Raw genomic sequence first — 21,583 nt, forward strand, 5'->3', positions numbered from 1 at the left:
TTTTGGTTTTTTTCTACTTTCAGCAAACGCCCATCCGCTTAGACTTCTTCCCGTTTTGCTTCCCTTACTCATTTCTACGGTTCACCGTCAATTAACCACGGGTTAGGCTTATATCTTTCCTGCGGGCAAAAGAAAAAGTAACCTTTGACTCAGGTCTCTGAAAACGCAGCTAATCAATATTCTCAACGATCAGAAAAAAATGTACATATCATAAAAACTCCTTCCATTCATTATTATAGAAACTATGAAAACATTATTCCCTGTCAGCTTCCTCGCTTTAATTTTAATCTATTCAACAACAAATGCACAAATCTTTGCGACTCGCTCTACGTCTGAAAGCATTACCATTACACCTGCGGGTATAAACAGCAATGTTGCCTCTCCCACCCTTTCCCTCACCAACACCGCTTTGGGAGAAGATGCCCTCAGGCTCGCTACCACTGCCACTTACAATACCGCTATTGGGTACAAAACGCTTTCTAAAATCACGGTTACTCCTTCCGGTCAAAATCCGGGCAGCGGAAACACGGCCGTTGGCAGTTTAGCTTTGCAAAACACCACTTCCGGATACCAAAATTCGGCTCTCGGGTATCTGGCATTGAATGCCAACACGACCGGCTTCAGTAATTCGGCGCTGGGGGTTTCGGCCTTGGCCAATAACACTACCGGCTTCGAAAACTCTGCTTTTGGTACCAATGCGCTGGCAGCCAATACCACCCTTGCCGGTAATCCGGGAGTTGGAAATTCCGCTTTCGGAACAAATTCGTTAAAAGCCAATACCACCGGCGATTATAATTCTGCCTTTGGCAATAACGCCCTGTCGACAAATACTACGGGGATTAACAATTCGGCGTTTGGTTATAATGCACTGGCTTCCAATTTGACCGGCCAATACAATTCTGCATTTGGGGTCAATGCGCTTCAGGCCAATACCGGCAACAGCAATACGGCGTTGGGTGCCAATGCTTTGACATCCAACCTGGGCGGAATCAATAATGCTGCCATGGGCTATCAGGCCATGTATTCCAACCAATCGGGCAGTGATAATGTGGCCGTAGGTAAAAATGCACTCTATGCCAATATCGACGGAATGAATAATGTAGCCCTTGGCGAGAGCGCTCTAAATAATACTATGGGCAATACCAACGTGGCTATCGGCTACAATGCAGGCTACAACGAAGCCGGCAGCAATCGGCTTTATATTGACAACAGTAACACCGCCGCTCCGTTGATCGGTGGTGATTTTGCGAATAATAAAGTAGGCATCAATCGCAATTTGACTACAGTAGGTACGAACGACTTCGCCTCCCGATCAGAAGCATTTCAGGTGGAAGGTGAGGCATTTAAGACGTTAGGCTCAGGAAATTGGGCCTTCCCCTCCGATAAAAGATTGAAAACAAACATCGTTTCACTGAATAGCCATGAAATGTTGCAGAAAGTCTTAAAAATGCAGGGCGTTACCTACGAATTGAAGGCTCATCCTGAGCGCGGAATGCAGTACGGCTTTATCGCTCAGGACTTGAGAGCTATTTTTCCCGAAAAAGTGACGGAAAATAAAGCCGGTTATTTGTCCGCTTCGTACGGTGATTTTGACCCCATGATCGTAGAATCCATCAAAGCCCTGCACGACAAGATCGAAAAGCTGGAACAGGAAAACAACCAACTGAAAAACCTAAATGCCCGATTGGATGCACTGAATGAAAAGTTGGTGAAAAAAGTCGAAAGTCGGTAACATAAGAATCCTGAAATTTTTCATTCTAACATGCTGCAAACCATGAAAACGACTTTTTTATCCCTTTTTTTGCTGCTGATTTCCCTGACCAATTTTGCTCAGATCATTACGAACGGCAGCCTGAATTACAGCATTACCCTCACCCCAACCGGTGTTTCCGGACAAATGAATAACAATCCAAATGTATCTTCCACCAACACAGCACTTGGAGATCAGGCCTTGATTGCGGCATCAACCATCACAAACAATACCGCTATTGGTGCACAAACAATGCTTGCCGGTGGCCTGAATTCGCCCAATGCTTACAATGGTAACAGCAATACGGCTGTAGGCACCTATTCACTTCGACTCAATGTACAGGGATACAATAATTCAGCCTTTGGCCCTTCAACAATGGATGGCGTGCTTGGAAGCATAATAGGCAACGGAAATGCCGCCTTTGGTCATAATGTTCTAACGTATAACATGGAAGGGAGTGATAATGCCGCCTTTGGCAAGTCAGTCCTTTACAACAACGTTTTCGGCAATGGAAATGCCGCTTTTGGCGCGTATTCCGCAACTGCTAATGTATCTGCCAATAACCAATCTGCTTTTGGAACTAAAAGCCTGCAATTTCATACCGAGGGAGATAATAATGCGGCTTTTGGATCAAACGCTATGATCAACCACCAGAAAGGCGCAAACAATGCTGCCTTCGGCCAATTATCTCTTCAAAATAATACGACGGGCAATTCAAATACTGCTTTTGGCTCTTCTGCTCTGGTTTTATCCACTACCGGCAGTTCCGGTGTCGCTTTCGGAGAAAGTGCGCTGACGAGCTCCAACAGTCAAAGTGTCGTAGGAGTAGGTTTTTACGCACTTGTACAGAATACATCCGGAGCCAAAAACGTAGTAGTTGGAAGTAACGCACTGCATGATAATGTTTCAGGATCAGGAAACGTAGCGATAGGCATGGAAGCGGGTTATTTCGAAACGGGCAGCAATAAACTCTACATTGACGCCAATAATGTTCCCTTTGAGGCAAACATAACCCTGATCGGCGGTGATTTCTCAGCCCGAAAAGTGTGCGTTGGGTGCAATATGTCTACTACAGGCGAAAATGAATTCAGCACACGCAGTGAAGCGTTTCAAGTTCAGGGAGCCGCGTTCAAAACCATAGGCTCAGGCAGTTGGCAATTCCCTTCCGACAGACGCCTGAAAAAGGAAATTGTCGCGCTCAACCGCGAAACAGTTTTAGAAAAAGTACTTCAAATGCGAGGCGTGAATTATACATTGATCGCGCAACCTGAGCAGAACACTCAGTATGGTTTTATCGCTCAGGAATTACGAAAGATTTTCCCCACAAAAGTATATGAAAACAAAGCAGGCTATTTATCCTCCTCTTATGGTGATTTTGTGCCCATGTTTGTCGAAGCCCTTAAAGCCCTGAACGAACGGGTTGAAAAACTGGAGCAACACCATCCTGATATCAAAACCATGACGGCACGAGTGGAGGAAATGGAGAAGCTTTTTAAGGACAATTAATCCTTAACTGTTTCAAAAAGAGGAAGGTAAATCAATGATTTTCTTCCAAACGAAAAGTGACCGTTAAATCAAAAGTGCCCAAAAGAAACGGCAAAAACAGCGCTACTTTTCCGGAGATTCTTAATCTTTAGGGAAAAAACATATACCAAAATCAGCCTTAACTGTAAACAAAATATGTTATGAAAAGATATTTTATTTTAGGTATATTATTATGTAGCACCCTGACACTCAGCGCACAAACTTTACCTAATCCGATACTGTTTTGTACGCAGGTGCCTCAACCGTTTGGATTTGCCACTTCGCTGGAAACATTTGGAAATCATCAGGCAAGTACCTTCTCTGCGCCTCGCGGCGGCGACCTCTATATTCGATACCCCGATGGTACATTAAAGAACTTGACGCAGTTGGCCGGATATGGTCAAACAGGTATGCAGGGAGCCAATTCCATCGCCGTCCGTGACCCATCCGTTCATTGGAGCGGAACAAAAGCGCTGTTCAGCATGGTGATCGGTTCAGCTACAACACGCTATCAGGTTCAAAGCTATACGTGGAAGTTATACGAAATTACAGGCCTGGGAAAAAACGACACACCGGTGATCACGCTTGTGCCCAACCAACCGATTGGCTACAACAACGTCCAACCCATTTACGGTACCGATGACCGTATCATTTTCACCACCGATATGCCGTTGGGCGGCGCTGCCCATTTGTATCCGCAACACGACGAATACGAATCCTCTCCTTCCGTAACGGGTATTTGGCGGCTCGACCCCAAGGCCTGCTCCGTAGCTGATGGACTTGAAATGCTGACCCATTCGCCTTCCGGAGATTTTACGCCAAGTATTGACCATGCCGGACGTGTAATCTTTACGCGATGGGATCACCTCCAACGTGACCAACAGGCCGATGCCGATGTGGAGGAAATTTTGGATGGTAATGCTTCCACTTATGGCACTTTTAACTACGCCGATGAAAACGCCAATGCAGTAAAATCAGCCATTTTACCCGACGGTGAGATATTTCCCGAGCCGCGCCCCGGCCGCAATGATCTGTTGTCGCTTCCGCAATGGGCAAATACCAATCCGCAAACCTTCAATATCTTTAATCCATGGATGATGAACGAAGACGGCACCGAAATGGAAATTTTGAACCATATTGGCCGACATGACATGGGAAACTATCTGGTTCAAAACTTTACCAACGACGCCAACCTGCACGATTTTTATACGCCTATTACCCCTAACCCGATTCGGGCCATGTTTCATATTCATGAATCGCCGGTAACGCCGGGACTTTATTATGGCATTGAAGCACCCGAATTCGGCACCCACGGTTCGGGCATGGTGGTGAAAGTAAATGCGCCCCCCGGCATGCACGCCGAACAAGTCACCTTTACTTATATAACCCATCCCGAAACGCGAAATCCAACCAATACTCCCACAGCAAACCATTCGGGAATGTACCGTAATCCCATGCCGCTTTCTGATGGCAAAGTTATTGTATCGCATTCCCAATCACCTTCTTACGATCAAAACATTGGTTCCGACACCATACCACTCAGCAAATACAATTATCGGATTCGCTTATTAGAGCCAACCGGTAGCTATTTTAAAGCAAGTGATACCGCTTTAACAGGTGCAGGTATTACCAAAAGCGTTTCGTGGTGGAGTCCTGATGTAAAGCTTAGCTATAATGGAATATTGTGGGAAACCTACCCGGTAGAAGTGAAAGCCACACCGTTGCCCACAACGCCAACCCTTCATCCGGAAACCATAGCGTCCTCTGAGCAGGCGCTTTTTACATCGGCGGGCGTGAATTTGCATGATTTTCAGAAATTCCTGCGTCGTAATAATTTATCGGTGCTTGCTATTCGGGATGTTACGAGCCGCGACGATGCCGATCAACAGCAACCTTTCAATTTGAAAGTATCCGGCAACACTCATCAAACCATCAACCCAAGTAAGCCTGCTCCCGTTTACGAAGTAAAACACCTGCAATTCCTGCAAAATGATCTGGTACGGGGCATAGGCGGAATGAACACCCCGAAGGCCGGAAGACGAGGGATCGCCAAATTCCTGCATGATCCCACCGCCATGCTTTACAATCCACCAACCACCGGCGCCCAAGGAAGTGCAAATATACACCCCGACGGCTCAGCGGCCATGATTGTTCCGGCAAAACGGGCGTTAACCTGGCAGTTGACCGACGCCAACAATAAAGGCATTGTTCGGGAACGATTGTGGGTAAGCACCAAACCCGGTGAAGTTCGAACCTGCACCTCCTGTCACGGTGAAAGTACGTTGAATCAGGCAGGACAGCCTTCTCCCGCCAATGCACCACAGGCGTTGACCACATTACTGAATTATGTCAAAGGAATTGACAGCGACAACGATGGCGTAAAGGATATTTATGATGCCTTTCCCAACGACCCTTCGGTGCATATTGCCGAGCCGGTCAACGAAAAATTTGTCTCAAATTTAACAAATTGGATCAATCAAAATCTTGATAACGACGCCGTTAAATGGGAAACGGAAAGCAATACCTGTCATGCCAACGCGGCCGTCATTAACAATCGTGCAGCGAACAATACCGGCAAATCAGATAAACTTCGGCGGTTTGTTGACCTCTCCAATATGGATATAGCCAAACTCACTTTTGATGTAGCCTATGCCCGTTATGATGCCTCAAAATTTGATAAACTGCGCGTTTGGGCCATTACCTGCGATGGCACGCAAGAGCTCGTTTATGACAAATCAGGCAGTACGCTGGCAACCGCTCCGGACCAAACCACGCTTTTTACGCCCGCAGATTGCAGTCAATGGCGCAATGAAAGTGTTAACTTATCGGCCTATGCCGGCAAAAAGGTTGAGTTAATTTTTGAAGATGTTGGAGGTTGGGGTAATCGTTTGTTTTTGGACAATATTCTCGTTCAGGAAACAGGAAGTTCACCGCCTTGCCCGGAAACGCAAACATTGACCGGCAACATAACAGCCGGCAAATACGATGCCTCCAATGTGATCACAACTCAAAATGATATACAGACGAAAATATTGACCGCAACAACTGTCACATTCAACGGTGGCAGTTCGGTCACATTGCAGGCAGGTTTTGAGGCGCAAAGCGGCAGCGTTTTCAAGGCATATATCGGTGGATGCGGCTTTTGACAACTATACCAATTACAAACAATTTCTATGAAAAATGCCGCTGTCTCAGAAGAAATACATTTTACCACAAATGTTTTTGGCTGGATGGCCGCCGGATTGATGGTCAGTGGTTTCATCTCATTTAAGCTATTGCAGAATTACTATTTGGTCCAATCCATCACAAGCAATTATATCGTTTTAAGCGCTTTAATAATCGGACAATTAGGCTTTGTTGTTTGGATTTCCTTCAATTTAGAAAAAATGGCCTCTTCCAATATCGGACCGCTTTTCTTGGGTTTTTCTATTTTGAATGGACTCCTACTCCCTTTGATTTTTCAATTCTTTACCGAAAACTATATCATAAGTACATTTTTCATTTTGGCAGGAATGTTCTTGATAATGAGCGCATTTGGCTATTTTACCAAACGTAATTTAACTTCACGGGGAAATCTGCTTCTACTGGTTTTTGTTGGGATACTGTTGAACGTTTGGCTCAATGTTATTGGCAAATATGACCAATTTCAGTTTATTACTTCGTGTATAGCGGTAGCCGTTTTTGCAGGAATCACTGCGTACGATTCCAAAAGGATAAAAGAAATGAATGATAAAGTGGGCACTGATAAGTCTCATCAAATCGCCGCTGTCATGGGCGCTTTTGCGCTGTACTTAGACCTCTACTATCTATTTCTTGCCATCGTATTTGCGGTTAACAAACGAGATAAAAAGAGTGGATCATAAAAATGTAATTTTCCTATGAAAACAATTACCTTTTTTTTCGTTTGTTTCAGTATTGTAGGTTTTGCCCAAACGTTCACTTCCATCAAAGGGCCACTTACCACCTACCATGACATTGTCAAGGACAACAACGGCAATCTATTCCTTGCTTCGCACACAAAAGGCGTATTTACTTCGACCGACGGCGGGCAAAATTGGACGGGGCTTGGCGGAAACAGCATTGGCGTCGGGCAAATAAATGCGCTGGTTTTCAATAACTCCAATCAATTAGTAGCCGCAACCGAACAGGGAGGTGTAAAACTCTGGAACGGCAGTACTTGGTCGGCGATCAATACCGGTATCACAACGAATTGCGGCGTTCCGATACCCATCAGAACGATTGCCATTGATGCTGCCGGAAATTATTACGCAGGAGCGCACAGCTATACAAGCTGTTTCACTGCCGGCAATCTTTACAAATACAATGGCAGCACTTGGATAAGCATCACCAACGGTCTGACGAATACCGACATCAATTCCATTGCCATCAATCCGATTTCAACGACCGTTTTTGCCGGCACAGACGGCGGCGTTTTTTCTTATAACGGCAGCACTTGGTCAGCGATCAACACCGGTCTGGGTAATTTGATCGTCAATAAGCTCACCTTTGCCTCCACCGGTGATCTGTTTGCCTCTACAAATGGAGGTCTTTTCAAATTGCCCAACGGCACCACCTCCTGGCTTGCCTTAAATACCGGCCTTCCGGCCGATGCTATTCGTTCGGTTGCCATCAACCCCACTGACCCTGCACACCTTGTGGTCGGAACAGGGTCTAATTTTGACCAAGTAGGCACGCTTGTCGGAAAGCTATACCAAAGTACAGACGGTGGGGCAAATTGGTCACAGGTTGGAACGAGTATCAATTCGACGTCCATCAGGAGCGTATTGTTTACGGGTAACACTACCCTTTTTGCGGTCGGTTGGGGCGTGTTTCGCTCAACAGACAATGGTACTACCTGGATTTCCTCTAAAACAGGTTTATCGGGCGGTGTTTTTAACACGAACGGAAACATTGCCGTAACGGCCTCGCCCGATCACCATATTTTCTACGGCACCGACGAGGGCGTTTTCAAGTCAATGGATGGCGGCACTACGTGGCAGCCTGCTAATGTCGGCTTAACGCGCCATAATGTTTCATTGTTGAAATGCGATAGTCAGGGGAATTTGTTTTGTGCCGTTTGGCGCTATTTAGGAACCGGCAGTGTCGGTTTCGGAGACGGTGTTTTGTATAAATCAAAAGATGACGGTGCCACATGGACACCCGTCAACATTGCCAAAGATTGGCGTTATCTCGAAATGGCCGAATTGTCCAATGGCGACTTAATCTGTTCGCATGGTTTTGGGTCTCAAGTACCTTCGGCAACGATTGTAGGTTCAAGTTTAGCCATTTCGCACGACCACGGCGACAATTGGATAGATTTAAATGTATTAAGCGGTTTAGGTTATTGTACCGCCGCAAATGCCGCCGGAAATATGTTTGTGGCCGGTGAATCGAACGGCGTTTATCGTTCTACGGATGCCGGCAACACTTTTTCTTTATACGCCTTACCGGGGCTGAACAGCAATGTGGGTATCATTGAAATTTCTCCAATGGGCGACATACTGGTAGGAGCAGGCGGGCAACGAACGCTTCGTTTTTCAACCGACAACGGCACAACTTACTCCAATTTCACAAGCGCTGTTTTGCCTGACTATAAAGGTGTTACCGATATAATTTTTGATAATACCGGCAAAGCGTACTGCACCACAACGGGGCAAGGCACTCCTGCTTTATTTACCGTTACGCCACCGTTTACGGCTTCTTCTACCTTTGTTCCTATTGCCGGAATTGTAGGCACTTACTTCAAAATGGTTTGGGACGACTGCGGTTATTTATACGTTTACAGCCCCGGTGCTATCCTCAAAAGCACTACTGCTTTAACTGTTTCGGCAGGAATTACGACCCAATTAAGCAGCCCGCTTAATGATGTTTCGGTACAGGAGTACCGCATTCTTTCCGCAGCCACGATCACCGCAACCAATAAACTGTTTAACGGCGGAATTGCCTCCTACACCGGCACAAAATCCATTTCGCTCACTACAGGTTTTGAGACTATGGCCGGAAGTGTTTTTAAGGCAGCCATTGAGGGTTGTGGTTATTGATTTTTTCGCGCTGAATGCCACTCAGTACAAATGTGGATGTAGAGGCCGGTCAGCTTTCCCAAAAGGTGATTAAATTATGATGAAAATTTAATCATTTCATAAAGTACCTCAATCTCATGCTTTTAGCACGTTCTTTGCTGTATCATGCTCAATTTGTCGACAAATTCCATCAAAAAAACCAATTCGTGCTCTGCTAAGGGTTAACTGCCAACTGCTTATAAGCAATTCGTGAAACATTTAACATTTTTTACGTGGAACAGTTTGGCAGAGTCCGAATAAAGATGGATATTTGGAGGCGGTAAACCTAACAACAATGGGCAAAATTATAGCAATAGCCAACCAAAAAGGTGGCGTCGGCAAAACGACCACTGCCATCAACCTGGCAGCAAGCTTAGCAGTACTTGATTTTAAAACCCTGATCGTAGACGCTGACCCTCAGGCCAACTCTACCTCGGGTTTGGGTTTCAACCCCAAAGAAATTGAGTACAGTATTTACGAATGTATGGTAGAAGGGGTTATTCCTCAGGAAGCTATCGTTGAAACCAACTTCGAAAATCTGTACCTTTTGCCTTCTCATATTGACCTTGTTGGGGCCGAGATCGAAATGATCAATCTCAAAAACCGCGAGGAAAAAATGAAAGAGGCACTATGGCCCATCAAAGATGATTATGATTTTGTCATCATTGACTGTTCGCCTTCGCTGGGTTTGATCACTATCAACAGCCTCACGGCGGCCGACTCGGTGATCGTGCCCGTACAATGCGAGTATTTTGCCTTGGAAGGGTTGGGTAAATTACTCAATACGATTAAGATCATTCAAACAAGACTTAATACCAACTTGGCCATTGAGGGTATCCTGCTGACCATGTACGACATGCGCGTGCGCCTTTCAAACCAAGTGGTGAATGAAGTAACGGCTCATTTCAAACACATGGTATTCAATACCATTATTCCTCGAAATATCCGTCTCAGTGAATCCCCAAGTTATGGTGTTCCTACCATTGCGCAGGATTCAGACAGCAAAGGGGCGGTTAGTTATCTTAACCTTGCCCGCGAAATTTTAAGTAAGAATGGGCTGCTTGAACAAGACGAACAAGCTGTACGAAAGGCCAATTGATGTATTGGTGAGGCATTTGCCCCGCCCGTTGGCAAGCGTAAAAACGCTGCAAGAAGTTACGTCTACCATTCAACCCAACAATCATAAAAATCTTCAAACATGGAAAATATCGGTAAAGCTGCTCCTAAAAAAATGACAGGCCTCGGACGTGGTTTGGGTGCATTACTCCATGACAGCGATAACGTCAATCGTTCTACGCGCCCCCTGCCGCCTTACGATAACGTGAGCATGATGAATGAACTTCACGTGGAGCAGATTGACGTCAACCCTTTTCAGCCTCGTACACGTTTTGACGAAGAAGCCCTCAATGAATTGGCCGAATCCATTCGTATTCAAGGTATTATTCAACCCATTACCGTACGTCAGATCGGTCGGGATCGGTACCAATTGATTTCGGGAGAACGACGTTTACAGGCTTCCAAGCTTGCGGGCCTGACCCATATTCCATCGTATATTCGTACCGCCAATGACCAGCAAATGCTGGAAATGGCGTTGATCGAAAACATTCAGCGCGAAAACCTTAACGCCATTGAAATTGCCCTTAGTTATCAGCGCCTTATCTCGGATTGCGGTCTTAAACAGGACGAATTGGGCGAGCGCGTTGGTAAAAACCGCACAACGGTCAATAACTATATTCGTCTGCTAAAACTGCCTCCTATGATCCAAGCCGCTCTTCGCGACGACCAGATCACCATGGGTCATGCCCGGGCAATCATTAATATTGATAATGCTGACGTACAACTAAAACTGTTCCGCAAAACCATCGAGGAAGCCTGGTCGGTACGGAAAGTGGAAGATGCCGTTCGCAGTCTTCAAATGGAAGTTCCTGATACCGGCACCAACGAACGTCGCCCGAGTGTAGTAAAGCAGGAATTGCGGTCGTTGCAGTTTAAACTTTCTTCTTATTTCGGTTCAAAGGTTTCCATCAAAACCGACGATAAACAAAAGGGCGAGATCAAAATTCCTTTTACTTCGCAGGATGAATTGGAACGTATTTTAAAGGTCTTAAAATTTGAATCGTGAAACGGGCAGGATTACTTATCGTTTGTTGGTGTGGGTTTGGATTGATGGGAGTATTAGGCCAACAGATCAGAACGGACTCTTTGCAAAAACGTTTATCCCGGCTTGCGGTCGTCGTTGATACTTTACGCCCTGATTCACTCAAAAAGATACAGGCTCTAAAAGATACGCTTACCAAAGTCATTGCGCCAAAACCCGCCGTAAAGCATAGTCCCCGCAAAGCCGCTATGTATTCGCTCATGGTTCCAAGCCTTGGGCAGGCTTATAATAAGCAATACTGGAAAATGCCTTTCGTATACGTAGGTTTTGGGACCGTCGGTTATTTTATCCGTTATTTTAACATCCGTTATCACGACTATTTAACCCCTTACCTTGCCAGTTATGATCAGGAGTCCGGTAAAGTATTACATACAGAATCTGATGTGTACATACGGGGCCAAAAAATAACACGTACATTAACTCTCGATCAAATCACGAAAGGGAAAGATTTTTATCGTCGCTACCGGGATTTGAATATTATCATGTTGACGGTCGTTTGGGCGTTCAATATCGTCGAAGCCAACGTCGCAGCCCACTTAAAAACCTTCGATATGTCGGAAGATATATCTTTTCGTGTTGAACCTGCCGGCGGATACAATACATTTACCGGAAGCGTTATCGGAGCCAAATTAGTGATACCCATTAAATAATAATTATCTGATCTTATTCCCAAATTAATGAACATTCTTCTTCTTGGCTACGGCAAGATGGGCAAAGTAATCGAACAGATAGCCCTGAGTCGCGGTCACCAAATAATCGGAAAGATTGACGTCAGTAATCGTCACGAATTAGAGTCTTTCAGCCGTGAAAATGTAGATGCAGTCATTGAATTCAGCGCCCCCGAAGCAGCCTACGAAAACCTCAAATGGTGCATGAGCAAAGGCTTGCCCACCGTATGCGGTACTACGGGTTGGCTGCAACACCGTCCGGAGATCGAGCTATTGTGCAAAGAGAACGGTGCCGCTTTTTTCTACGCATCCAATTACAGCATCGGGGTCAATCTCTTTTTTCGGTTAAATAAGTATTTGGCCAAACTCATAGCTCCTTATGAACAATATAAGGTGCATACTACTGAGATCCATCATATCCATAAATTGGATGCGCCAAGCGGCACAGCAATTACGCTCGCCGAGGGGCTGATAGAAAATCTTCGCACCAAAACAGAGTGGGCGAATAAAGCCGATGTTGCTGAAAATCAAATCCCAATTGTATCTTTGCGCGAAGGCGAGGTGCCCGGCACTCACGTTATTCGCTATGATTCCGACGTTGACCGCATCGAAATTCAACACGTAGCTCATAATCGTCAGGGATTTGCCTTGGGAGCAGTCGTTGCCGCCGAATGGCTCTCCCCTCGCGAGGGAGTCTACGGAATGGACGATCTGCTCGGCGAAGCCTAGTTATTCATTTTAAAAATTGCATTCAATATCACCGGAAATGTCAAAACCCACTCCCAAAAAATCAGCCTTTAGAGAATGGCTCGATTCCATTGTTTTTGCCGTTGTAGCAGCTACCCTAATTCGTTGGTTATTTTTAGAAGCCTACACCATTCCGTCGTCGTCAATGGAAAAAAGTCTTTTGATCGGTGACTTCCTTTTTGTCAGCAAACTCCATTACGGTGCGCGTACACCCGGCACGCCACTGCAGGTACCGCTCACGCACCAAACCATTTGGGGAACCAATATTCCATCGTTTTCTACCTTGATCCAACTTCCGATGTACCGCCTGCCGGGCTTTTCGGACGTAAAGCGGAATGACGTGGTCGTGTTCAATTATCCGGGCGACCCTGACGAACCGTTTGAAGATCCCGCACAGGGCAACGGTGGTTACAAGGCATTTCCCGTCGACCTACGTACTAACTTTATTAAACGTTGTATCGGTGTCGGCGGAGATTTGATCGACATCAAAGGTGCCGACGTGTACGTAAATGGTAAACCGGCCGAGGTACCCGCAAAAGCTCAGTTTTACTACCGTATGTGGTCAACGGATCTATTGGATGACCGCTTCTTTGAAAATGAAGACATTCAGGATTACAGTGCCTACCCGGGCGATTCCTTAGCTCCGAATAAGTTCCTGTACCAAATTCGGACAACACCGCAAATTGTGGAAGGCTTGCGCAAACACAGTTTTATCAAAGACGTCAAACACGAATATCGCTACGCTCCCGGCAGTACCGAAATGGGGCTATTCCCGGCAGCGGCCAAACAGAATCCTGATTTTTGGGGTCCGATTCAGGTTCCTAAAAAGGGGCTAACAATTCAACTGGACTCGGCCAACGTAGCTAAATACGCTCACGTGATCAAATTCTTTGACCACAATGATGCGGCAAAAGTGGTGGTAGATAAAAACACCATCAGTATCGACGGCAAGGCCATCACAAGCTATACTTTCAATCAGGATTATTACTTTATGATGGGTGATAACCGTTATGAATCAGCCGATTCACGCTTTTGGGGGTTTGTTCCTGCCGATCATATCGTCGGAAAAGCGGTCTTTATTTGGATGTCCATTGACCCAAACCCAAAGTCGGTTCTGAACAAAATCCGCTGGAATCGTTTGTTTAGACTTATTGACTAATTCTTTCTATTCTTATTGTAGAGCCGCACTATTTTGCGGCTCTTTTTTTGTGCGCTGCATTGGGTTGTGAGCAACCCGGCCGGCGGTTTTGAGAAACCGCCGACACAGCGGCGACACAGCAGCGCCGTTTGTGAAGCAGGTTTCTCAAAACCTGCGCTGAGGTTGCTCACAACCTCGTTTACGAAAAAGGCAGACCTAAATTGGCCTGCCTTTTTGCATTTCATTTCAACACATTAATTACTTCAATTTTTCCTGAAACAACTTCAAGATACGTTTGTATTCGTCGGTCCAACTGCTGGCTTCCACAAATCCGTGGTCTTCCATTGGATATGATGCCATTTCCCAATTATCCTTTTTCAACTCGATCAATCGTTGCACCAAACGGTACGAATCCTGAATGTGAACGTTTACATCGACCATCCCGTGACAGATCAACAAATGATCTCTCAGGCCGGCAGCGTGATAAATAGGAGAACTGCGACGGTACGCCAGTGAATCCGTGGCAGGCTCGTTAAGGATATTGGCCGTATAAGGATGATTGTACGCTGCCCAGTCAGTGACAGGACGCAAAGCCGCTCCTGCTTTGAATACGCCCGGTTTGGTAAACAATGCCATCAACGTAATGAAGCCACCGTAAGAGCCGCCGTAAATACCGATGCGTTTGGCGTCAATGCCGTGTTTTTCAACCAAGTATTTGGCACCGTCTACGTTATCATCCAAATCTTTTCCACCCATAAAACGATAGATACCCGTGCGCACATCGCGGCCATAACCGGCCGAAGCCCGATAATCCATGTCCAAGACGGTATAGCCCAAGTCCACCAATAGATTGTGAAACATGTATTCTCTGAAGTATTGACTCCACCATTTATGCGCATTTTGAAGGTATCCCGCCCCATGTACAAATATCACGGCAGCTCCATTTTTCTTCTTGGGTACGTACAAACGAGAGTAAATATCGGTCCCATCACTTGCCTTTACGGTGATCACCTGCGGCTCTTTCCATGCGTACGAACTGAATTCCGGCGAAAGTGACTTCGTAAGTTGCGTTGCGGTTGCATCGGTTTGGGCATCCTGCAAGTATAATTCCCACGGCTTGGTAGCAGCCGAATAACGAATCAGCAACTTTGTTTCATCAGGTGAAAGAGTGGCATCATTAGACCCCACCATTTTGGTCAACTTGGTGCGCTCCCCACCCGTAACGGCCATTTTGTAAAAATGCTGTTCGCCCGGATGTACTTCATTTGACTGAAAATAGATCGTCTTTTTATCTTTCGATAATTGTGCCTGTTGCACTTCAAATTTGCCCGAAGTCAGTGTTTTACGCTCACCGCTACGAACATTGACCGTGTATAAATGTGAATAGCCCGTAGCTTCGGAATGGAAAATAACAGTCTCATTGTCAACCCAATCCAACCAAAAACTGCCCGGACCGCCTACCCATGCTTCATCGCGCAGGTGGTCAAGTACTTTAAATTTGGCCGTTGCGGGATCAAGCGAAGCGATCCAGCGGTCTTTGTTGTCCTGAGAGCGCATCATTACTACCAAATACTTACCGTCTTCTGACCAACGAACGCTTACAAACTGCACCTTACGTACAGTCGCTTTTTTGGATGTATCTGCCTTATAATCTTTTACATAATCAGGTTTTGCCGTGATACCCGTTAAGTCCTTGATCGATGCTTCCAAGACCGTATCCTTCTTAATATTGTAAACAAACAATTGTGAATTGTTTTGCGCTGCCCCCACTTTGGTCCGGGCAGGTAGGTCTTCGGTATAGCCCGATTCGGTTACGTAGCTGGGCACAATGGCTGATTTTGAACCGGTTCCGCCTTTGGTAGCGCGGTAGGTAATAAAATCGGCATTGGGAGAAAGAAGGATGTTATCCAATATCGCATCGTTGGTATAGATCTCTTTCGGGCGCTTGGGCAGGTTCGATTTTGCAATTTTGTCAGCTTCTTTTTTCTTGTCCGCCCGTTCTTTCAGCACTTCAAACAACGCCAATTGATCTTTCTTTAACCATTTGTCCTGTTCATTTGCCGCAGCTTCCGCTTTTTTAGTACCGGGCAAAAAGTTGGTCAACTGAATCAATTCTCCCGTAATCAAGTGCAACGAAAACAGATTCGGTCCTCTTCTGAAAATAGCCTTGCTGTCATCACTGCTGAAGGTAACATTCGATTCGGGTTCAACGGTATTGGTCAGTTGCCGCGTTTGGCCCGTTTTGACGTCTGTCCAATAGAGATCACCATCTTTTACAAAAAGTTTTTGAGTAAACAAACGGTTATAATCACCGGAAGCCGTTGGCAATGAATTGCGCTCTAAAGGGGTTACCTTACGGGTTTGCTTAGACGAAAGTTCATAGACATACAATGAGTCGCCGGTGTTTTTTTCGGGATTCCAGCTAAAGTAAATCTTGGTACCGTCTTCGCTCCAATAAGGATTGGAAGGAGCCACGCCCATCCATTTAGGATCGCGCATGATCTTCTCTACCGTGAGCGGAGCGAGGGTTTGGGCTTTCAGAGAGGCACTTAATGAATAAAGAGAAGCAACTAAAAGGACGAACGAAAGTGCTCGTTTAGGGCAAAAGTTTCGCATAAGTCAGTAAGATGAAGAGTTTATAATGTAAAATACGGTTTAAAAATCAAAAGAAATGAATACCGGCCACAAAAATAAGCAATGGGGACGTATCGTTGTTTTGAAGAGATAAAAGTAGTTAAAATCCCCGCTTTTGAGGATATTCGCGCCACTATTTGATGACAATTATCATTTTTTCAAACCAACGCAGCGCCTACCATTGCGCCAAACTAAACGGCTCACACCATGCGCCCAAAAATCAGCTACGTTTCTCCGCAAGAAGCCCTTTCCTGTATTCAGTCCGGCAACCGTGTATTTGTTCAGGGAAGTGCACAAACACCTTCTTTTTTATTAAAACATTTGGCAGCAGAGTCCCCTCGTTTACAGGATGTTGAAGTAGTATCCATTACAGTATACGGCGATGTATTTGTTGATAAACCCGACTACCAAGGCCACTTTCATATCAATTCTCTGTTTGTTTCCGAAAGCATTCGTAAGGCCGTAAATGAAGGACGCGCCGACTATGTACCCGTATTTTTAAGTGAAATTCCTGAATTGTTCAAGCAGAGAATTTTGCCGATCGACGTGGCATTGGTGCACGTCTCTGTGCCCGACCAACACGGGTATTGTTCATTAGGTGTGTCGGTGGACATTGCCCGGTCGGCTGTTAATAATGCCCGTTATGTAGTGGCCCAAGTCAACCCCAATGTTCCCCGAACGCACGGCGACGGCATGATCCATGCCAGTCGTTTCCACGCGATGGTCTATTGTGAAGACAGCTTGCACGAAGCCCGATTTGGGGGATCAGTTTCAGAAAGCGACCAAAAAATAGGACAATACGTGGCCGAATTGATCGATGATGGAAGTACGCTGCAAATGGGCATTGGTTCTATTCCCAACGCGGTTTTGGCATGCCTGCATCATCATAAAAACCTGGGCGTACACACCGAAATGTTCAGCGACGGCTTGATAGATCTGTTTGATAAAGACGTCATTAACAACAAGTTCAAGGCTATTATGCCTAACAAAACGGTTACAGGCTTTGCGTTAGGAACCAAACGGCTCTACGATTATGTCAACGACAATCCGGCTTTTTCTTTCATGGACATTGATTTTGTCAACGACCCGCACATCATCAAACAAAACCCCAAAGTAATCGCCATCAACAGCGCCGTGGAAGTGGACGTAACCGGCCAAATTTGTTCGGATTCCATTGGAACCTACCAATATTCCGGCGTGGGTGGACAAATGGATTTTATGCGCGGTGCGGCGCTCAGCCAAGGCGGCAAGCCCATCATTGCCCTTCCTTCCCGCACGCAAAAAGGAGTATCCAGAATTGTTCCCTTTCTAAAACAGGGAGCAGGCGTAGTGACTACCCGCGCGCACGCGCACTACATCATTACTGAATACGGAAGCGCCTACTTGTTTGGAAAAAACTTACGACAACGTGCCAAAGCATTGATCAACATTGCTCATCCCGACGACCGTGAAGAGTTGGAAAAACAATGTTTTGAGCGTTTTAAAGCGTTGTAAAATGCTTTATTTTATTCATCCCGAAGGTAAAGAAGGGCTGATTCCGGCAGATCAGCCGGGAAATTCCATTTCTGTTTCGGAAAATTTGCATAAGCCATCGAGCAATTCACTCAGTCTTGCTCCTGTTTCCGTCAACGCATATTCTACTTTTACCGGTACTTCCCCAAGGTGATTATTCCTAACGATCAATTTATGCTGCTCAAGCAATTTCAGGCGATCAGCCAAAATATTGTCACTAATGTGTTTCAGGTCTTCTTTTAGGCTCGAAAAACGGTTATTGCCTTCTTCAATGCTGAACAGCACTTCGGTCAGCCACCGTTTACTAAGCAGATGAATCAGCTCATTGAGCGTACATTTTTCTTCCAAAAACGTCTGATTGTAATAATTGGTAGAACTTAACTTTCTCATTGCCGTACTAACTTTTAAAGGAGTTGCTCATAATTATCGAAACTATTGCTCAAATTTAGATTTAAGCGTTCATTTGTGAACTGAATTCTTTTGAAAAGAGTAAATAAAAGAGGTAACCTACTCGTATATGTTTTGTTGTTAACCACACTTTTATGCAATACCGAAAAATTGGCAGTTCGAATAAAGGGCAATCTGACCTTGAAGTATCCGTGATCACGTTTGGTGCCTGGGCTGCCGGGGGTTGGATGTGGGGCGGAACTGAGCGGAGTGAAGCCGTAAAGGCGATCAAAGAATCTTACGAAGTTGGCATCACGTCGATTGATACAGCCCCGATCTACGGGCAAGGTCTCAGTGAAGAAATTGTAGGCGAAGCCATCAAAGACCTTCCCCGGGACAAAGTACAAATCCTGACAAAATTCGGGATGCGTTGGGATTTGGCGAAAGGTGACTTTGCGATGCACAGTAAAAACAACGCCGGCGAATCCATTGATATTTATAAATATGCAGGCAAAGAAAGCATTATCAAAGAATGCGAAGATAGCCTCAAACGCCTCGGCACGGATTATATTGATCTATACCAAATCCATTGGCCCGACAAAACCACGCCCATTGCCGAAACCATGGAGGCTGTTTCACAGTTAATACAGCAGGGAAAAGTGCGTTATGCGGGAGTTTGCAATTACAACGCCGACCAAATGCGCGAATCGGCTAAATCCATTGATCTTGCGTCCAATCAGGTTCCGTACAGCATGGTCAAAAGAGACATTCAAAAAGAAACGGTGCCTTACTGCATTGAACACGACAAGGCCATTTTGGCCTACAGTCCGTTGGAGCGTGGATTATTGACGGGAAAAATGAAACCGGGCTATCAATTCAGCGCCGACGACCATCGGGCCAAACTTTACTTTTTCAAGGATGAAAATCTAAAAAGGGTAAATGAATTTTTAGCAAAAATCAAACCCCTTGCCGACGAAAAGAATGCGTCGCTCGGTCAATTGGTTTTGCGCTGGACAGTCGAGCAACCGGGCATCACCATCGCGCTGGCAGGTGCCCGCGACACTAAACAGGCACTGCAAAATGCGGCGGCTATGAATATTGACTTAACCGCCGAAGAAATAAATTTCATCACCGGGCATTTAAATAAACTGGAATTGGTTCAATAAGAAGGATCATTAAACAATCTTTTATCTATCTTATTTCCCACCCTAATCGTTTTTATTCATTTTACATTTATGACCAACAACAAATCTCTACTGAAAAAAAGCCTTCCCATTGCATTGGCAGGCCTGATTCTAACCGCTTCCGTTGCATTAATGAGCAACAGCGGCAGCACGGAAGATACACGTTCCGTAAGAAAACTAACCGAAGCCAATTTTACCATTGATACCGTAGCCAAAGGATTAACCATGCCTTGGGCCACTGCATTTTTACCTAACGGTGATTTGCTCGTAACCGAACGCGTCGGAAAATTGCGTTTGGTTAAAAACGGGGTTTTGGACCCAAAAGAGATCAGCGGCTTGCCTGAAGTAATGTACAAAGGCCAGGGCGGTTTGCTCGACGTAACTCTCCATCCGAATTATGCTTCAAACGGTTGGATCTACATCAGTTATTCTTCTCCCAAAGCTGCGGGTGAAGAAGGCGACGACGGCGGTGCCAATACAGCCTTACTTCGTGCCAAACTGAAAGATCATGCCTTAACTGACGTTCAGTATCTATTTAAAGCCATTCCTAACGTAAAAGCCAATGTTCACTTTGGCGGACGGATCGTATTTGACAAAAAAGGCTACGTATTTCTATCTCTTGGCGAACGCGGTCAAAAGGAAAATTCCCAGAACCTGAGCAGAGATCAAGGTAAAGTAGTTCGTCTGCACGAAGACGGAAAAATCCCGACGGATAATCCATTTGTAAAAACCGCCGGCGCACGTCCTGAGATATGGACCTACGGTCACCGCAATCCACAAGGTATGACGATCCATCCAACGACGGGCGTCATTTGGGAACACGAACACGGTCCACAGGGTGGCGACGAATTGAACATCGTTCAACCGGGCAAAAATTACGGTTGGCCCGTGATCACTTTCGGCATTGATTATGACAACAGTATCATTTCAAAAGATACCGCAAAAGTCGGTATGGAGCAACCCGTTATCTACTGGAAACCTTCCATTGCCCCCTGCGGTATGACGTTTGTAACGAGCAGTAAATTTAAAGAATGGAACGGCGACCTGCTCGTTGGTTCGCTTAAATTTGCCTATCTGCAACACCTTGTGGTAAAAGGCAACAAAGTGGTTAGCCGCGAGATCATGTTTGAAAAAATCGGCCGTGTAAGAGATATTCGCCAGGGTCCCGATGGCAATATCTACGTTGTGCTTGAAAACTCGGGTAAAATTGTCAGAATCAGCCCCAAAGCTTAAAAACGCCTGATAAATAATCTGTAAATAACTGATAATCAACTACCGTGCTGTTAAAGTAAAGCGTTATATTTTACTTTAACAGCACAAATTTTTAATTGCATTGTCTATAAACAACCTCCATTTTACATGAAACTTTTGTTGATTTTCCTTTCAGGGATCATTTTTTGTTCTGCTGTTTTACCAAGTCAAGACGATGCCCTCGCTAAAAGTATCGAACGTGGCAAAGCCATTTACGCTGAAAACTGTGTTACGTGTCATATGGGTGCCGGCGAAGGCGTTCCTTCCACCTTTCCTCCCCTTGCCAAAGCCGATTTTCTGGTTAAAACTCCCCTGAAAGCCATTGAAGCCATCAAATTTGGTTTACAGGAAAAAATCGTTGTTAACGGCGTGAATTACGAAGGCATGATGCCCAATCCGGGTTTAGACAACGAAGAAATCGCAGATGTCATGAATTATATTCAAAATTCATGGGGCAATACGTCAAATAAAAAGATCGTGACGGCGAAGATGGTGGAAGAAGTGAAACAGAAGAAATAATTATCAAGCCGGCAGAATTTCAGGCACTGATTCTATTGATGACCTTCGCGTA

The 21,583-nt window shown here is 45.4% G+C and carries 16 protein-coding genes; 14 read left to right on the forward strand and 2 right to left on the reverse strand.

The genetic code is table 11. The annotated features are described in order from the left end of the window. Positions 1-244 precede the first annotated feature (244 nt). The 10 genes from ACQY73_RS09300 (at position 245) to lepB (ending at position 14,065) form a co-directional block, all read left to right on the forward strand. On the forward strand, positions 245-1,732 hold the full coding sequence (locus ACQY73_RS09300; protein WP_428664594.1) for a tail fiber domain-containing protein: 1,488 nt from the start codon (positions 245-247) through the stop codon (positions 1,730-1,732). A 42-nt stretch (positions 1,733-1,774) separates the two neighbouring features. Next, positions 1,775-3,256 (forward strand): tail fiber domain-containing protein, encoded by a 1,482-nt coding sequence (locus ACQY73_RS09305; RefSeq protein WP_428664597.1) that lies wholly within the window; start codon positions 1,775-1,777, stop codon positions 3,254-3,256. A 179-nt stretch (positions 3,257-3,435) separates the two neighbouring features. Then, the gene (locus tag ACQY73_RS09310; RefSeq protein WP_428664600.1) at positions 3,436-6,420 is read left to right on the forward strand and encodes a 3-coathanger stack domain-containing protein; all 2,985 of its coding nucleotides are present in this window, start codon (positions 3,436-3,438) and stop codon (positions 6,418-6,420) included. A gap of 27 nt (positions 6,421-6,447) precedes the next feature. Then, positions 6,448-7,137: a Bax inhibitor-1/YccA family protein gene (locus tag ACQY73_RS09315; protein ID WP_428664603.1), complete on the forward strand. Its 690-nt coding sequence runs from the start codon at positions 6,448-6,450 to the stop codon at positions 7,135-7,137. 15 nt (positions 7,138-7,152) lie between these two features. Continuing rightward, positions 7,153-9,315 carry a 3-coathanger stack domain-containing protein gene (locus ACQY73_RS09320; RefSeq protein ID WP_428664606.1) on the forward strand — a complete coding sequence of 721 codons (2,163 nt, stop codon included), beginning with the start codon at positions 7,153-7,155 and terminating at the stop codon, positions 9,313-9,315. Between the two features lie 313 nt (positions 9,316-9,628). Further along, complete coding sequence (locus tag ACQY73_RS09325) at positions 9,629-10,432, forward strand: ParA family protein (RefSeq protein ID WP_428664609.1); 804 nt, start codon at positions 9,629-9,631, stop codon at positions 10,430-10,432. A gap of 99 nt (positions 10,433-10,531) precedes the next feature. Beyond that, complete coding sequence (locus tag ACQY73_RS09330) at positions 10,532-11,455, forward strand: ParB/RepB/Spo0J family partition protein (RefSeq protein WP_428664612.1); 924 nt, start codon at positions 10,532-10,534, stop codon at positions 11,453-11,455. Then, positions 11,452-12,141: a DUF5683 domain-containing protein gene (locus tag ACQY73_RS09335; protein ID WP_428664615.1), complete on the forward strand. Its 690-nt coding sequence runs from the start codon at positions 11,452-11,454 to the stop codon at positions 12,139-12,141. The genes ACQY73_RS09330 and ACQY73_RS09335 overlap by 4 nt, the downstream gene beginning before the upstream one ends. A gap of 27 nt (positions 12,142-12,168) precedes the next feature. Next, the gene (dapB, locus tag ACQY73_RS09340; RefSeq protein ID WP_428664618.1) at positions 12,169-12,888 is read left to right on the forward strand and encodes a 4-hydroxy-tetrahydrodipicolinate reductase; all 720 of its coding nucleotides are present in this window, start codon (positions 12,169-12,171) and stop codon (positions 12,886-12,888) included. Positions 12,889-12,925: 37 nt separating this feature from the next. Next, on the forward strand, positions 12,926-14,065 hold the full coding sequence (lepB, locus tag ACQY73_RS09345) for a signal peptidase I (RefSeq protein WP_428664621.1): 1,140 nt from the start codon (positions 12,926-12,928) through the stop codon (positions 14,063-14,065). Positions 14,066-14,302: 237 nt separating this feature from the next. On the opposite strand, the gene ACQY73_RS09350 is transcribed toward lepB, so the two are convergent. Beyond that, entirely contained in the window at positions 14,303-16,660 is a 2,358-nt protein-coding gene (locus tag ACQY73_RS09350) for a prolyl oligopeptidase family serine peptidase (RefSeq protein WP_428664623.1), read from the reverse strand. A gap of 225 nt (positions 16,661-16,885) precedes the next feature. Between ACQY73_RS09350 and ACQY73_RS09355 the strand changes: the two genes are divergently transcribed. Beyond that, positions 16,886-18,172 (forward strand): acetyl-CoA hydrolase/transferase family protein, encoded by a 1,287-nt coding sequence (locus tag ACQY73_RS09355; RefSeq protein WP_428664626.1) that lies wholly within the window; start codon positions 16,886-16,888, stop codon positions 18,170-18,172. Between the two features lie 51 nt (positions 18,173-18,223). Here the strand turns inward: ACQY73_RS09355 and ACQY73_RS09360 are convergent, their stop codons facing one another. Further along, positions 18,224-18,580, reverse strand: coding sequence for a winged helix-turn-helix transcriptional regulator (locus ACQY73_RS09360; RefSeq protein WP_428664629.1), 357 nt, complete (start codon positions 18,578-18,580; stop codon positions 18,224-18,226). Positions 18,581-18,732: 152 nt separating this feature from the next. Here ACQY73_RS09360 and ACQY73_RS09365 point away from each other — a divergent pair, with 152 nt between their 5' ends. The 3 genes from ACQY73_RS09365 (at position 18,733) to ACQY73_RS09375 (ending at position 21,531) form a co-directional block, all read left to right on the forward strand. Further along, complete coding sequence (locus ACQY73_RS09365; protein WP_428664632.1) at positions 18,733-19,743, forward strand: aldo/keto reductase; 1,011 nt, start codon at positions 18,733-18,735, stop codon at positions 19,741-19,743. Positions 19,744-19,812: 69 nt separating this feature from the next. Then, positions 19,813-20,994, forward strand: a complete 1,182-nt coding sequence (locus tag ACQY73_RS09370) for a PQQ-dependent sugar dehydrogenase (RefSeq protein ID WP_428664635.1) — start codon at positions 19,813-19,815, stop codon at positions 20,992-20,994. 126 nt (positions 20,995-21,120) lie between these two features. Next, complete coding sequence (locus ACQY73_RS09375; protein ID WP_428664638.1) at positions 21,121-21,531, forward strand: c-type cytochrome; 411 nt, start codon at positions 21,121-21,123, stop codon at positions 21,529-21,531. The last annotated feature ends 52 nt before the right edge of the window (positions 21,532-21,583 follow it).

It is taken from the genome of Runella sp. (assembly GCF_965279615.1).
Lineage (GTDB): Bacteria > Bacteroidota > Bacteroidia > Cytophagales > Spirosomataceae > Runella.